This is a genomic window from Streptomyces vilmorinianum (assembly GCF_005517195.1).
GTDB lineage: Bacteria > Actinomycetota > Actinomycetes > Streptomycetales > Streptomycetaceae > Streptomyces > Streptomyces vilmorinianum.
On record NZ_CP040244.1, the window covers coordinates 5,817,685 to 5,831,590 of the forward strand.

Genomic DNA, 13,906 nt, shown 5'->3' on the forward strand with positions numbered 1-13,906 from the left:
ACAGTACCGGGTCCGGATGCAAGGCGGCGCACCGGCCCTTCTCCGAAGGGGAAGTGGTCCGGCGCGAGCACTGGACGCGGGCACGGATCGGCAGTTCCCTGACATACGGGGGGATGCGGGCGCATGTACACGGGGGCTGTCGACCAGGCACTGATTGGGGCGCTTTCCATGACACCTACGCTCGTCCCGCACCACCCCGCGCGCGACTGGGCCGAGATCCAGGAGCGCATGCTCGTCCCGCTCTACGAGGCGGTGTACGACCGTCTCGACGTGGGTCCGCGCTCCCGGGTCCTCGGGCTCGGGTGCGGGTCGGGGCTCGCGCTGCTGATGGCGGCCTCGCGGGGTGCGCGGGTCACCGGCGTGGACCGGGACCACGCGCGCGTGGAGCTGGCCCGGGAGCGGCTGCCGGAGGGTGCGGGGCACGCGGTCGTCGAGGGCGACCCGGCGGACGCCGGGGATCCGTCCCGTACACCGTCTCCGTACGACGTGATCACGGCCTTCCATGCCTCGGCGGGGCTCGGGGCGGCGCTGGCGGCCGTCACTCCCCTGGCTCAACGGGGCGCGGCGGTCGTTCTCGCGGACTGGGGGCCGCCCGAGCGGTGCGCGACGGCGTCGGTGCGGCGGGTGGCGGTGCGGCTGGCCGGGTGGCGTCCGGCGCCGGCCGAGGACCTTGAGGGTGTGGTGGCGGGGGCGGGTCTGATTCCGGACGGTTCGGGCCGGGTGTCGTGTCCGTTCGGGTACGCGGACACCGACAGCGCGGTGCGCGGGCTGCTGTCGACGGGCGACTTCGACGCGGCGATCCGTGCGACGGACCTGTCCCAGGTCGAGAAGGAGATCATGGAGGCGCTGGATCCGTATGTCCGCGGGGACGGGACGGTGTGGATGCCGAACGTCTTCCGGTATCTGATCGCCCGCGTCCCCTAAAGGCGGGCGTAGGCGGGCGTAGGCGGGCGCGGCCCGGGAGCGAAAAGGGGCCCGGGGCGGTTTCACACCGCTCCGGGCCCCTTTCGCGTGGACCGATCAGCCCATGAACTTCTTGAACTCGTCGGGGAGCTCGAAGTCGCCCGGGCCCTGGCCGGCCGCCGGGAGGCCGAACGCGCCGCCCTGCTGGGCCTGCTCGCGGCGGGCCGCGGCGGCCTGCTCCTCGGCCTTGCGCTTCATCGGGTTGCCGCTCTTGCGCTTGCCCTTGGCCTGCTTGATCTGCTTCTTCTGCCGGCCGGGGCCGCCGCCCATGCCGGGGATCCCGGGCATGCCCGGCATGCCGCCGCCCTGGGCCATGCGGGACATCATCTTGCGGGCCTCGAAGAACCGCTCGACCAGGCCCTTGACGGCGCTGACCTCGACGCCCGAGCCCTTGGCGATACGGGCGCGGCGCGAGCCGTTGATGATGGTGGGGTCCTGGCGCTCGCCGGGGGTCATCGACTTGATGATCGCGGCCGTGCGGTCGACGTCCCGCTCGTCGATGTTGTTGATCTGCTCCTTCATCTGCGCCATGCCGGGGAGCATCCCGAGCAGCTTGCTGATGGAGCCCATCTTGCGGACCTGTTCCATCTGGGCGAGGAAGTCGTCGAGCGTGAACTCCTGGCCCTTCTTGGACGCCAGCTTGGAGGCCATCTTGGCGGCCTCTTCCTGGCTGAAGGTCTGCTCGGCCTTCTCGATGAGCGAGAGCATGTCGCCCATGCCGAGGATGCGGGACGCCATGCGGTCCGGGTGGAACGCGTCGAAGTCGTCCAGCTTCTCGCCGTTGGAGGCGAACATGATCTGGCGGCCGGTGACGTGCGCGATGGAGAGCGCGGCGCCGCCTCGGGCGTCGCCGTCGAGCTTGGAGAGCACGACGCCGTCGAAGCCGACGCCGTCGCGGAAGGCCTCGGCGGTGTTGACCGCGTCCTGACCGATCATGGCGTCGACGACGAAGAGGACCTCGTCGGGGCTGACGGCGTCGCGGATGTCCGCGGCCTGCTGCATCATCTCGACGTCGATGCCGAGGCGGCCGGCGGTGTCGACGATGACGATGTCGTACTGCTTGCCGCGCGCGTACTCGATGGAGTCCTTCGCGACCTGGACCGGGTCGCCGACGCCGTTGCCCGGCTGGGGGCCGTAGAACGCGACGCCCGCGCGCTCGGCGACGACGCCGAGCTGGGTGACGGCGTTGGGGCGCTGGAGGTCGCAGGCGACGAGCAGCGGGGAGTGGCCCTGGCCCTTGAGCCAGAGGCCGAGCTTTCCGGCGAGGGTGGTCTTACCGGCACCCTGGAGACCGGCGAGCATGATCACGGTCGGGGCGGTCTTGGCGAACCGCAGGCGGCGGGTCTCGCCGCCGAGGATGCCGATGAGCTCCTCGTTGACGATCTTGATGACCTGCTGGGCGGGGTTCAGCGCCTGGGAGACCTCGACGCCGAGCGCGCGTTCCTTGACCTGCTTGATGAACGCCCGGACGACGGGCAGGGCGACGTCCGCCTCGAGCAGGGCGATACGGATCTCGCGCGCGGTGGCGTCGATGTCCGCCTCGGACAGGCGGCCCTTGCCCCGGAGGTTCTTGAATGTCGCTGCAAGGCGGTCGGAGAGGGTATCGAACACGGCGGTCGCGGATCCTCGGTGTCGGGGGCGGGCGGACGGATTGCCCTCCAGGGTATCTGCCCGGTCGAAGTGCGTGCCCCCGCCCGCCGAATCCGCCTCCCGGACACGGCGGGCGGGGGCTCCCTCAGCGCAGTGCGCCCTCCAGGGCCTTCGCCAGGTCGGCGGCCTCCTCGTCCGGGAGGAGGGAGCCGTCGGGGCGGGTCACGTACAGCGTGTCGACGGCGTTGGCGCCCAGGGTGGAGACGTGGGCGCTCCTGACGCGGACGTCGGCGCCCTCCAGGGCGCGGCCGATGCGGTGCAGCAGGCCGGGCGCGTCCTGGGCGCGGACCTCGATGACGGTGGCGAGCCGGGAGTCGGCGGCGGCGACGGTGACGCGGGGCGGTGGGGCGGTGACGCCGCGCCGCCGGGGGTACGCGGCCTCGCGTTCGGCCAGGCGCGCGGGGATGTCCAGGGTGCCGTCGAGGGCCCGGACGAGGTCGGCGCGGAGCCGTGCGGCCTGGGGCAGGGAGCCGTATTCGGCGGCGACGCGCCAGTCGAGGACCAGGACGGCGCTCGCGCCGAGCTCGGTGGGGAGTTCGATGGCGCGCAGGTCCGCGGCCCGTACGGTCAGGCGGTGGAGGGCGAGGACGCCGGCCGCGGCGGGCAGGACGCCGGGCTGGTCGGGCAGGGCGATGAGGAGTTCGACGCCGACCGGTTCGGGTTCGCCGTCCTGCGGCTCGGCCTCGGGCTGGGTGTGCAGGGCGAGGACCGGTTCCCCGGTGCGCAGTGCCTCGATCGCGAGGCGTTCCTGTTCGGCGCTGGGTGCGGCGGGTTCGACCTCGGGTGCCGGTTCTCCGGCGAGGACGGCCCCGACGCGTTTGACGAGGTCGGCGACGAGCGAGCCGCGCCAGGAGGACCAGGCGGCGGGGCCGGTGGCGAGGGCGTCGGCCTCGGTGAGGGCGTGGAGCAGTTCCAGGGTGCCCTGGGTGCCGACGGCGGTGGCGACGGCCTGGACGGTCGCGGGGTCGTCCAGGTCGCGTCGGGTCGCGGTCTCGACGAGCAGCAGGTGGTGGCGTACGACGGTGGCGATGACGGTGACGTCGGCGCGGTCGAAGCCGATCCGGGTGGCGACGTCGCGGGCGATGGTCTCGCCGGCCACGGAGTGGTCGCCGGGCCAGCCCTTGCCGATGTCGTGCAGGAGTGCGGCGACGAGCAGCAGGTCGGGGCGGCCGACGCGGCGGGTGAGCGAGGACGCGCGGACGGCGGTCTCGACGAGGTGCCGGTCGACGGTCCAGGTGTGGACGGGGTTGCGCTGCGGGCGGCAGCGTACGCGCTCCCAGTCGGGCAGGAGCCGGGTGATGAGGCCTTCGGCCTCCAGGGCCTCCCAGACGGGCACGGTGGGCTCCCCCGCGCCGAGCAGGGTGACCAGTTCCTCGCGTGCCTCGGCGGGCCACGGAACGGGCAGCGGTTTGGCGGCGGCGGCCAGCCTGCGGACGGCGTGCAGGGAGAGCGGGAGTCCGGACTGGGCGGCCGCGGCGGCGGCCCGCAGGGGCAGGACGGAGTCGCGTTCCGGTTTGGCGCTGAGGGCGAGGACGACCTCGCCGTCCATCTCCACCACGCCTTCGGCGAGCGGGGTGCGTTCGATCGGCGGCTTCGCGCCGCCGGAGCGGCCGCCGAGGATGGCGCGCAGGCGGGGGCGGGCGGAGCGTGCCTTGAGGACGCGGTTGACCTCGCGCCAGGTGACGTCGGTGGCGTACGAGATGATCCGCGCGGCCTCGTACACCTCGCGCAGCAGGGTGTCGGCGTCCAGGAGTCCGAGCTCCTCGGCGACCGCGTCCTGTTCCTGGAGGGCGAGCCGGTCGGTGGCGCGTCCGGTGGCCAGGTGCAGGGCGTCGCGGGCGTCGAGGAGGCGGCGGCGGGCGCCGTCGAGGCCTTCGCGTGGCGCGTCGGCGAGCCAGGAGGCGGCGACGGCGCGCAGGACCTGGGCGTCGCGGAGGCCTCCCCTGGCCTCCTTCAGGTCGGGTTCGAGGAGGAACTGCAGTTCACCCATCCGTTCGGCGCGCTCGCGGCAGAGCGCGTCGAGTTCGGGGAGCCGCTTGGGTGCCTGGTTGCGCCAGTCGGCGAGGACGGCGGTGCGCAGTCCGGCGACGAGTCCGGCGTCGCCGGCGACGGGCCGGGCGTCGAGGAGCCCGAGCTGGACCTTGAGGTCGTCCCCGGCGGTCTTGCGGGCCTCGGCGGGGCTGCGTACGGAGTGGTCGAGGGCGAGGCCCAGGTCCCAGACGGGGTACCAGATCCGGTCGGCGATGGTGGCGATCGTGCCGGCGTCGGCGGTGCCGTCGTGCAGGAGGAGCAGGTCGAGGTCGCTGCGCGGGGAGAGTTCGCCGCGCCCGTAGCCGCCGACGGCGACGAGCGCCACCCCTCGTGGCGGCTGGGCGGCGGCGAACAGTCCGGTCAGCCAGTCGTCGGTGAGCCGGGCCAGCGCGGCACGGCGCGGCGGCCCGGACTGCGCCTTCTCGGTGAGAAGGCGCAGCCGGGCCGCCGCGTAACCGCTGGGTCCCGAGTCTTCCGCTTGCGTACTCGTGTCGAGGCTCGTCACCCAGCAGCTCCTTAGTGCTCCGCGCTTACAGTGCGTCCGGTCCGCGTTCGCCCGTGCGGACCCGTACGGCGGTCTCGACCGGCACGCTCCACACCTTGCCGTCACCGATCTTGCCGGTTCGGGCGGCCTTGACGACGACATCGATGAGCTGTTCGGCGTCGTCGTCCTCGACGAGGACCTCGATGCGGATCTTGGGGACGAGGTCGACGGTGTACTCGGCACCGCGGTAGACCTCGGTGTGACCGCGCTGGCGGCCGTATCCGCTGGCCTCGGTGACCGTGAGGCCCTGGACTCCGAAAGCCTGGAGGGCTTCCTTGATCTCGTCCAGCCGGTGCGGCTTCACGACTGCGGTGATGAGCTTCATGCGTCCACCTTCTTGTTCTCCGTAGCTGCCGGGGCGGGCGCGGCCGTGCTGCGCGAGGAGGCGCCGCCGCCGGCTCCGCTGAAGTCGTACGCGGTCTCGGCGTGCTCGACCTGGTCGATGCCGGAGACCTCGTCGTCCTCGCTGACCCTCATGCCCATCGTCTTGTCGATGATCAGCGCGAGGATCGCGGAGGCGATCAGAGAGTAGGCGAGGACGGCGAAGACGCCGATGGCCTGCTTGCCGAGCTGCTCGAGGCCGCCGCCGTAGAAGAGGCCCTTGGCGTCGGACTGGACGCCGCCGGTGGCGAAGAAGCCGACGAGCAGGGAACCGACGACACCGCCGACGAGGTGGACGCCGACGACGTCGAGGGAGTCGTCGTAGCCGAACTTGTACTTCAGGCCGACGGCCATGGCGCAGAGGAGACCGGCGATGGCGCCGATGGCGATCGCGCCGAGCGGGGAGCAGGAGCCGCCGGACGGGGTGATGGCGACGAGGCCGGCGACCGCGCCGGAGGCGGCGCCCAGGGTGGTGAAGGAGCCGTGGCGGATCTTCTCGTAGATCAGCCAGGCGAGCATGGCGGCGGCGGTGGCGACCTGGGTGTTGACGAACATCACGGCGCCGACGCCGTCGTCGTTGCCGAGCCAGGAGCCGGCGTTGAAGCCGAACCAGCCGAACCAGAGCAGACCGGCGCCGAGCATGACCAGCGGGAGGCTGTGCGGGCGCATCGGGTCCTTCTTGAAGCCGACGCGCTTGCCGATGACGAGGATCACACCGAGGGCCGCGGCACCGGCGTTGATGTGGACCGCCGTGCCGCCGGCGAAGTCGATGACGCCCATCTCGAAGAGCCAGCCGCCGGAGCCCCAGACCCAGTGGGCGACGGGGAAGTAGACGATCGTGACCCACAGGGCGATGAAGAGGGCCCAGGCGGTGAACTTCACGCGGTCGGCGAGGGCGCCGCTGATGAGGGCGGGGGTGATGATCGCGAACATCAGCTGGAAGACGGCGAAGACGAACACCGGGATGGTGTAGCCGTCCCACAGCTGGTTGACGCCGATGCCGCTGAGGCCGACGTACTCGGACGACCAGCCGAAGAGGGAGGCGTTGTCGGTGCCGAAGGCGATGCTGAAGCCGTAGAGCACCCAGAGGATCGTGACGATCCCGAGGCTGATGAAGCTCATCATCAGCATGTTGAGGGTGGACTTGACCCGGACCATGCCTCCGTAGAAGAAGGCGAGCGCCGGGGTCATCAGCATGACCAGGGCGGAGCAGATGAGCATGAACCCGGTGTTGGCGGCAGACAGCTCGGGGGCGTCTGCGGCCAGGGTCGTGATGGCTGGTGCCATCGGCGTCTCCTCGTCGTCGTGCGGCCTGTGCGGGGGCGGGGCCGGAAAGCGGCTTGGCCGTGAGGGGTGGCCGGTTATGGGCCAGAGGTTGGCGCAGCGCGGTTTCCGTCGATGCCGCACGATGTTTCGCCGCAGTGACGAAGGGGTGGGGCGTGTTACGTGGCTGTGAACGGCTGGGTCACGGGGAGGTAACGCGCGTACCGTGCCCGCAGGCTCGGGTCCGGACGCAGGCCGGCCGCGGCAGGGTCCCTGTGTCCTGGCGGCGGGGGAGCCGAGTCGGGCAGTGGGGGACGTCTGTCGCGGCCGGGGTTCTGGGGGTGCCGGTCAGACCGCCTCGGCGGTCTCGGGCAGCAGGGCGGTGAGCCGGTCGGTGAGCTGGACGACCTCGGCGACGTCGCGGAAGTCGCGGGCGGCGGTGTCGACGGTCTTGCGGAGCCGGTTGTTGACCCGCTCGGAGCGGACGCTCCTGGCGACGCCGAGGGCCTTCTCGACCAGGGCGGCGGACTGCTCGGGCTCCCGCTTGAGGAGGTGCACCGTGGCCATGCCGATCAGGTTGAGTGCGTACGAACGCTGGTGCTCGGTGTCCTTCTCGAAGAGGGCGACGGCCCGCTCCATGACGGGTTCGGCGAGGGAGGCGTACGTCGGGGAGCGCCCGGCGACATAGGCGAGGTCCCGGTAGGAGTGGGAGTTCTCGCCGTTGAGTTCGGCCTCGGAGAAGAAGCGGATCCAGTCGGGCTCGGGCTCGCCGTCGAGGCCGACGTCGGCGAAGGTGTCCTCGGCCATCCGCACGGCCCGCTTGCACTTGGAGGGCTGCCCCATGTTGGCGTAGGCGCGGGCCTCCATCGCATACAGCATGGCCTGGGTGCGCGGGGTGGCGCAGTCGCGGCTGCCGTACTGGGCGAGGTGGATGAGTTCGAGGGCGTCGTCGGGCCGTCCGAGGTGGATCATCTGGCGGCTCATGGAGGAGAGGATGTACGAGCCGAGGGGCTTGTCCCCGGCCTCCTTCGCGGCGTGCAGGGCGAGGACGAAGTACTTCTGGGCGGTGGGCTGCAGGCCCACGTCGTAGCTCATCCATCCGGCCAGTTCGGCCAGTTCGGCCGCGCATTTGAACAGGCGCTGGGCGGTGGCGGCGGGCTGTGGCTCCTGGAGCAGGTCGGTGACCTCGTGGAGCTGGCCGACGACCGCCTTGCGGCGCAGTCCGCCGCCGCACTGGGCGTCCCACTGGCGGAACATCGCCGTGGTGGATTCGAGGAGGTCGAGCTCGGCGGGTGAGAGGCGGCCCGGGCGGCGGGTGTCGACGACCGGTTCGGGACGGTCGGGCTCGGCGGGCGGAGTGGGCACGAGCCAACGCTGCATGGGCTCGATGAGGGTGGGTCCCGCGGCGAGCGAAAGAGCGGAGCCGAGGAAGCCGCGGCGGGCGAGCATGAGGTCGCTGCGGGAGAACTCGCTGAGCAGGGCGACGGTCTGGGGGCCGGCCCAGGGCAGGTCGACGCCGGAGACGGAGGGCGACTGGTGGGCGGTGCGCAGTCCGAGGTCCTCGACGGCCACGACCGCGCCGAACCGCTCGGAGAAGAGCTCGGAGAGGATCCGCGGGATGGGCTCGCGGGGCTGCTCGCCGTCCAGCCAGCGGCGGACGCGCGAGGTGTCGGTGGAGATGTGGTGCGCGCCCATCTGGCGTGCCCTGCGGTTCACTTGCCGCGCCAGCTCGCCCTTCGACCAGCCGCTGCGCACGAACCACGAGCTCAGCTGCTCGTTGGGGCGCTTGCCGGCAGTCGTACCGTCTGCGCCGTTGCCGCCCACAGGAACGCCCCCATCCACGTCAATGCCTCTGTTGCGCGAACCCCTATCAGAATGCCGTGTGTTGCGGCGTTCGTCTGGAGCTTGCACTCCTTCGAACTGGAAAGCGGATTGCCTCCGGCATACCCGCGCGCGCAGTGAACTCCTGGGTTCGTGCACCGAAAGTAATCCTACGATCACCCCTCCGGCGAGGTCGATTCAAGAAACGCCACCATTCGCCACCCCTTCGGATGAACTCGCCTGCCGCTGAACACGATTCACTTGACATGCGACGAACCAGGGTCGGCGGAGTGGTGTGCGAGGAGGCGCGCGCAGCGGTCCGCACCACCTTGCCCACGGCCGCGCGCCACCCCCGGCGACGGAGCGTGACGGTGGGGCTCCGAGTCGTAACCACCGGCGCGTTCGACCCGTTGGAGGGGGCATGGGCTTCACGATCGGCGGCATTCGTGAGATGCGGTCCGGCTCACGACGCCGCGTCCGCACCACAGAGTGCACAGCGGTGGCCGAGTACACAGGACTGTGGGGCTGGGACGTCGCCCCGGGCGCGAGGGCGGTTTCCGGCCAGTGCTCCTGCGGGGATCCGTCGTGTACGGCCCCGGGGGCGCATCCGCTCTCGTTCGCCGAGGCGGTCCCGGCGGGCGCGGGTCTGGACGACGCGACCAAGGCGTGGTCGCGGTACCCGGGGGCGGCGCTGCTGCTGCCGGTGGGCCGGGCCTTCGACGTGATCGAGGTCGCCGAGCCCGCGGGGCGGCGTGCGCTGGTCCGCCTGGAGCGCATGGGGCTGCCCCTGGGCCCGGTGTGCGCGACGCCGACGGGACGGGCGCAGTTCTTCGTGGCGCCGGGCGCGGCGGCGGAGCTGCCGCAGCTGCTGTACCGGATGGGCTGGGACGACGCGGACCTGGATCTGCACGGCCTGGGGCTCGGCACGTACGTCACGGCCCCGCCCTCGGACCTGGGCGGCCTGGGCCCGATGCGCTGGCTGCGCCCCCCGACCCTGGACACGGCGGGCGCGCCGCCGCAGGCGCGGCTGCTGCTGGGCACGCTGGCGTACATCTGCCACCGCACGCACTTCTAGACGCGCCGGGCCTCGGCTCCACGGCCTGAACGCCCCCCGAACGGCACCCGGGCCCACCCATGGGTGAGCCCGGGTCCGCGGGCCGCTCTAGGCCCCGTCGCCGATCAGGGCGTCGACGAAGGCGCCCGGCTCGAAGGGGGCCAGGTCGTCCGGGCCCTCGCCCAGGCCGATCAGCTTGACCGGGACGCCCAGCTCGCGCTGGACCGCGACGACGATGCCGCCCTTGGCCGTGCCGTCGAGCTTGGTGAGCACGATGCCGGTGATGTCGACGACCTCGGCGAAGACGCGCGCCTGGACCAGGCCGTTCTGGCCGGTGGTGGCGTCGAGGACCAGCAGGACCTCGTCGAGCGGGCCGTGCTTCTCGACGACGCGCTTGACCTTGCCGAGCTCGTCCATGAGACCGGTCTTGGTGTGCAGCCGGCCGGCGGTGTCGATGAGGACGACGTCGGCGCCCTCCGCGATGCCCTCCTTGACCGCGTCGAAGGCGATCGACGCCGGGTCGCCGCCCTCGGGACCGCGCACGGTCCGCGCGCCGACCCGCTCGCCCCAGGTCTGGAGCTGGTCCGCGGCGGCGGCACGGAAGGTGTCGGCGGCGCCGAGGACGACGGAGCGGCCGTCGGCGACCAGGACGCGGGCGAGCTTGCCGGTGGTGGTGGTCTTGCCGGTGCCGTTGACGCCTACGACCATCACGACGCCCGGGGTGCCCGGGTCGCTCTCCGTCTTCACCGTGCGGTCGAAGTCGGGGCCGAGGAGGGTGACGAGCTCCTCGCGGAGCAGGCCGCGCAGCTCCTCCGGGGTGCGGGTGCCGAGGACCCGGACGCGCTCACGCAGCCGCTCGACCAGCTCCTGGGTGGGGGCGACGCCGACGTCGGCGGTGAGGAGGGTCTCCTCGATCTCCTCCCAGGTGTCCTCGTCGAGGTTGTCCCGCGACAGCAGCGTGAGCAGCCCCTTGCCGAGGGAGTTCTGCGAGCGTGCGAGGCGGGCGCGGAGCCGTACGAGACGGCCCGCGGTCGGTTCCGGCACCTCGATCGCGGGCGCCTCGGGCGCGACCGGCGGCTCCTCGACGGCCACCGGGGCTTCGACGGCCGGGAGGTCGACCTCCTCGATGGTGCGGCGCGGTTCTTCCCGCGGTGTCTCCGCCTCGTCGCCGACGTGCGGCTCGGCGGGCGGAGCGGTGATGGTCGGCGTGGCGGACGGCGCCTCGGGCGGCGGCAGCTGCTTCTTCCTGCGGCCGCTGACGACGAGACCGGCGACGAGGCCGACCGCGACCAGAGCGATGACTACGGCAAGGATGAGGAATTCCATGGTCTCACCAGTATGCGTGACGCCCCACGAGTCGATTCGTCATCCGTGCACGGGGCGCGAGTCCCCGCGGGCCGGGCCGGTCCGCCGTCCGGCCTCCGCCGGCGAGAAGCCCGCCCGGCGATGATGATCGCGGGCATCGACACCATCGCGGCGGGCTCAGGCGCGGACGCCCGGCTAGTCGGCCGGGGAGTCGGCCAGGTCCGCGAGACTGTTTTCATCTGACGCAACGTCAGATACGGTTCCCCCTTCGCCGGCTTCCCACGCGCGGAGGGGGACTTCCCATGCCCTTCACAGTCGTACGGTTCAACCTCGTCGATCCGCACCCGACCCCCGAGTCCCTCTCGGAGCGCTATCGCGCCGCCCTCGCCATGGCCGCCTACGCCGACGAGCACGGCATCGACACCGTCCAGACCGAGGAGCACCACGGCGTCGCCGACAACTGGCTGCCCTCCCCCTTCGCCTTCGCGGGCGCGGTCTTCGGGGCCACGCAGCGGATCGCGGTGACGGTCTCCGCGATCATCGGGCCGCTCCACGACCCGCTGCGGCTCGCCGAGGAGATCGCCGTCCTCGATCTGCTGAGCGGGGGCCGTCTGGTGACGGTCGCGGGCATCGGGTACCGGCCGGAGGAGTACGAGGAGCGCGGGGTCGACTGGGGCCGCCGGGGCAAGCTGCAGGACCTGCTCCTGGAGACCCTGCTGCGGGCGTGGACCGGTGAGCCCTTCACGTATGAGGGCCGTACGGTACGGATCACCCCGCGGCCCTTCACCCAGCCGCACCCGCTCCTGCTGGTCGGCGGCTCCTCCCGGGCGGCGGCGCGGCGGGCGGCCCGCCTCGGGCTGCCGTTCTTCCCGAGCGCGCACCTGCCGGAGCTCGAGACGTACTACCGGCAGCAGTGCGAAGCGTTCGGCACCGAGGGCTGGACGATGATGCCGGCCGAGAAGACCCCGCTGCTGCATCTCTCGGAGGACCCGGAGCGGTCCTGGGAGCTGTACGGGGAGCACTTCCTGCACGAGGCGCGGACCTACGCCTCGTGGCAGTCGAAGGACATCCGCTCGGCGGTGCGGTCGGCGGCGACGACGGTGGCGGAGCTGCGCGCCGAGGGCGTGTACCGGATCGTCACGCCGGACGAGTGCGTGGCGCTGGGCCTGGAGAGTCTGGTGCTGCATCCGCTCTGCGGCGGGATGCCGGTCGACGAGGCCTGGCGCAGCCTGCGTCTGCTGGGAGAGACGGTGCTGCCCCGGCTCGGGGCATAGGACCCTGAGCCGGGGCAGTTCCGAGGTCGAGGAGAGGGGCAGCGGGGATTAGCCCATCTCCTCCAACGCCTTGCCCTTGGTCTCCTTGACGTACGTGAGCACGAAGGGGATGGAGAGCACGGCGAAGATCGTGTAGATCACGTACGTACCGGAGAGGTTCCAGTCCGCCAGGGACGGGAAGCTCGCGGTGATGGCCCAGTTGGCGATCCACTGCGCGGAGGCGGCGACGCCGAGGGCGGCGGCGCGGATCCGGTTGGGGAACATCTCGCCGAGGAAGACCCAGACCACCACGCCCCAGGAGAGGGCGAAGAAGAGCACGAAGACGTGGGCGGCGACGAGCGCCACGACGCCCTGCGCGCCCGGCAGCTTGCCGTCGACGAGATCGGCGGAGAACGCCCAGGCCTCGAAGGCGAGGGCGACGGCCATGCCGAGGGAGCCGACGAGAGCGAGGGGCCTGCGGCCCACCCGGTCGACCAGGACCATCGCGACCACGGTGCCGATGATGTTGATGATCGACGTGGTGAACGAGTAGAAGAACGAGCTGGACGGGTCGATGCCGACGGACTGCCACAGCGTCGCGGAGTAGTAGAAGGCGACGTTGATGCCGACGAGCTGCTGGAAGACCGAGAGTCCGATGCCGACCCAGACGATGGGGAGCAGCTTGAAGCGGCCGCCGGCGACGAGCAGGTCCCGGAAGGTGGACTTGTGCTCGCTGTGCATGGCCTGCTCGATCTCGGCGACGCGGTGGTCGAGGTCGATCTCGTGGCCCTCGACCTCGGCGAGCACCTCCTTGGCGCGGTCGGTCCTGCCGACGGAGATGAGGAAGCGCGGGGACTCGGGGATCGCGAAGGAGAGCAGACCGTAGAGCACGGCGGGGAGGACCATCACGCCGAGCATCCACTGCCAGGCTTCGAGGCCGGCGATCGTGCCGCGCTGGTCGCCGTCGGCGAGCTGCAGGATGCCGTAGTTGACCAGCTGGGAGATGGCGATGCCGATGACGATCGCGGCCTGCTGGAAGGCGCCGAGCCGGCCGCGGTAGGCGGCGGGGGCGACCTCGGCGATGTACGCCGGGCCGATCACCGAGGCCATGCCGATGGCGAAGCCGCCGACGACGCGCCAGAGGGCGAGGTCCCAGAGGGCGAAGGGGAGGGCGGAGCCCACGGCGCTGATGGAGAAGAGCACGGCGGCGATCTGCATGCAGCGGATGCGGCCGATGCGGTCGGCGATCCGGCCGGCGGTCGCGGCGCCGATGGCGCAGCCGATCAGGGCGACGGCGATGACCTGGGCCAGCGTGCCCGAGCCGATGTCGTAGCGGTCCCGGATGGCCTCGACGGCGCCGTTGATGACGGAGCTGTCGTAGCCGAAGAGGAAGCCGCCCATGGCGGCCGACGCCGTGATGAAGATGACGTGGCCGAGGTGGTCCGGGTGGGCGGCTCGGCCTTCGGAAGGTGGCGGCGTGGGCGCCTGGGCGGTGCTGGTCACATGGACTCCTGGGGCTCCGGCAGCGTCGCCGGGGCGTGGGTGGGGCGGGTCGAGCCCTTCCAGTGGCGCACAACATCACGCCGCCCACCACGTGAAGGTAAAAGCAACGTTGCAGAGACTATGCGTTCAAGTTTCGAA

10 protein-coding genes are annotated in these 13,906 nt (G+C 71.9%); 3 read left to right on the forward strand and 7 right to left on the reverse strand.

Going from position 1 to position 13,906, the window contains the following annotated elements:
• The first annotated feature begins 168 nt into the window (after positions 1-168).
• Positions 169-924, forward strand: coding sequence for an SAM-dependent methyltransferase (locus tag FDM97_RS26895; protein WP_137993110.1), 756 nt, complete (start codon positions 169-171; stop codon positions 922-924).
• Between the two features lie 96 nt (positions 925-1,020).
• On the opposite strand, the gene ffh is transcribed toward FDM97_RS26895, so the two are convergent.
• The 5 genes from ffh to nsdA form a co-directional block, all read right to left on the reverse strand.
• Complete coding sequence (ffh, locus tag FDM97_RS26900; RefSeq protein ID WP_137993111.1) at positions 1,021-2,574, reverse strand: signal recognition particle protein; 1,554 nt, start codon at positions 2,572-2,574, stop codon at positions 1,021-1,023.
• A gap of 124 nt (positions 2,575-2,698) precedes the next feature.
• Positions 2,699-5,149, reverse strand: a complete 2,451-nt coding sequence (locus FDM97_RS26905) for a [protein-PII] uridylyltransferase (RefSeq protein WP_137993112.1) — start codon at positions 5,147-5,149, stop codon at positions 2,699-2,701.
• A gap of 25 nt (positions 5,150-5,174) precedes the next feature.
• Entirely contained in the window at positions 5,175-5,513 is a 339-nt protein-coding gene (locus FDM97_RS26910; RefSeq protein WP_101390346.1) for a P-II family nitrogen regulator, read from the reverse strand.
• Positions 5,510-6,856: an ammonium transporter gene (locus FDM97_RS26915; RefSeq protein WP_137993113.1), complete on the reverse strand. Its 1,347-nt coding sequence runs from the start codon at positions 6,854-6,856 to the stop codon at positions 5,510-5,512. Before FDM97_RS26915 ends, FDM97_RS26910 begins: the two co-directional genes overlap by 4 nt.
• Positions 6,857-7,180: 324 nt before the next feature.
• Positions 7,181-8,656, reverse strand: a complete 1,476-nt coding sequence (nsdA, locus tag FDM97_RS26920) for a transcriptional repressor NsdA (protein WP_137993114.1) — start codon at positions 8,654-8,656, stop codon at positions 7,181-7,183.
• A 418-nt stretch (positions 8,657-9,074) separates the two neighbouring features.
• Here nsdA and FDM97_RS26925 point away from each other — a divergent pair, with 418 nt between their 5' ends.
• Positions 9,075-9,728 carry a bifunctional DNA primase/polymerase gene (locus tag FDM97_RS26925; RefSeq protein WP_137993115.1) on the forward strand — a complete coding sequence of 218 codons (654 nt, stop codon included), beginning with the start codon at positions 9,075-9,077 and terminating at the stop codon, positions 9,726-9,728.
• A gap of 87 nt (positions 9,729-9,815) precedes the next feature.
• Here FDM97_RS26925 and ftsY read toward each other — a convergent pair whose 3' ends face one another.
• Positions 9,816-11,033 (reverse strand): signal recognition particle-docking protein FtsY, encoded by a 1,218-nt coding sequence (gene ftsY / locus FDM97_RS26930; RefSeq protein WP_137993116.1) that lies wholly within the window; start codon positions 11,031-11,033, stop codon positions 9,816-9,818.
• A 281-nt stretch (positions 11,034-11,314) separates the two neighbouring features.
• On the opposite strand from ftsY, the gene FDM97_RS26935 reads away from it, so the two are divergent.
• Positions 11,315-12,286 (forward strand): LLM class flavin-dependent oxidoreductase, encoded by a 972-nt coding sequence (locus FDM97_RS26935; RefSeq protein ID WP_137993117.1) that lies wholly within the window; start codon positions 11,315-11,317, stop codon positions 12,284-12,286.
• 48 nt (positions 12,287-12,334) lie between these two features.
• Here the strand turns inward: FDM97_RS26935 and FDM97_RS26940 are convergent, their stop codons facing one another.
• Positions 12,335-13,768, reverse strand: coding sequence for a sugar porter family MFS transporter (locus tag FDM97_RS26940; protein WP_137993118.1), 1,434 nt, complete (start codon positions 13,766-13,768; stop codon positions 12,335-12,337).
• Positions 13,769-13,906 lie beyond the last annotated feature (138 nt).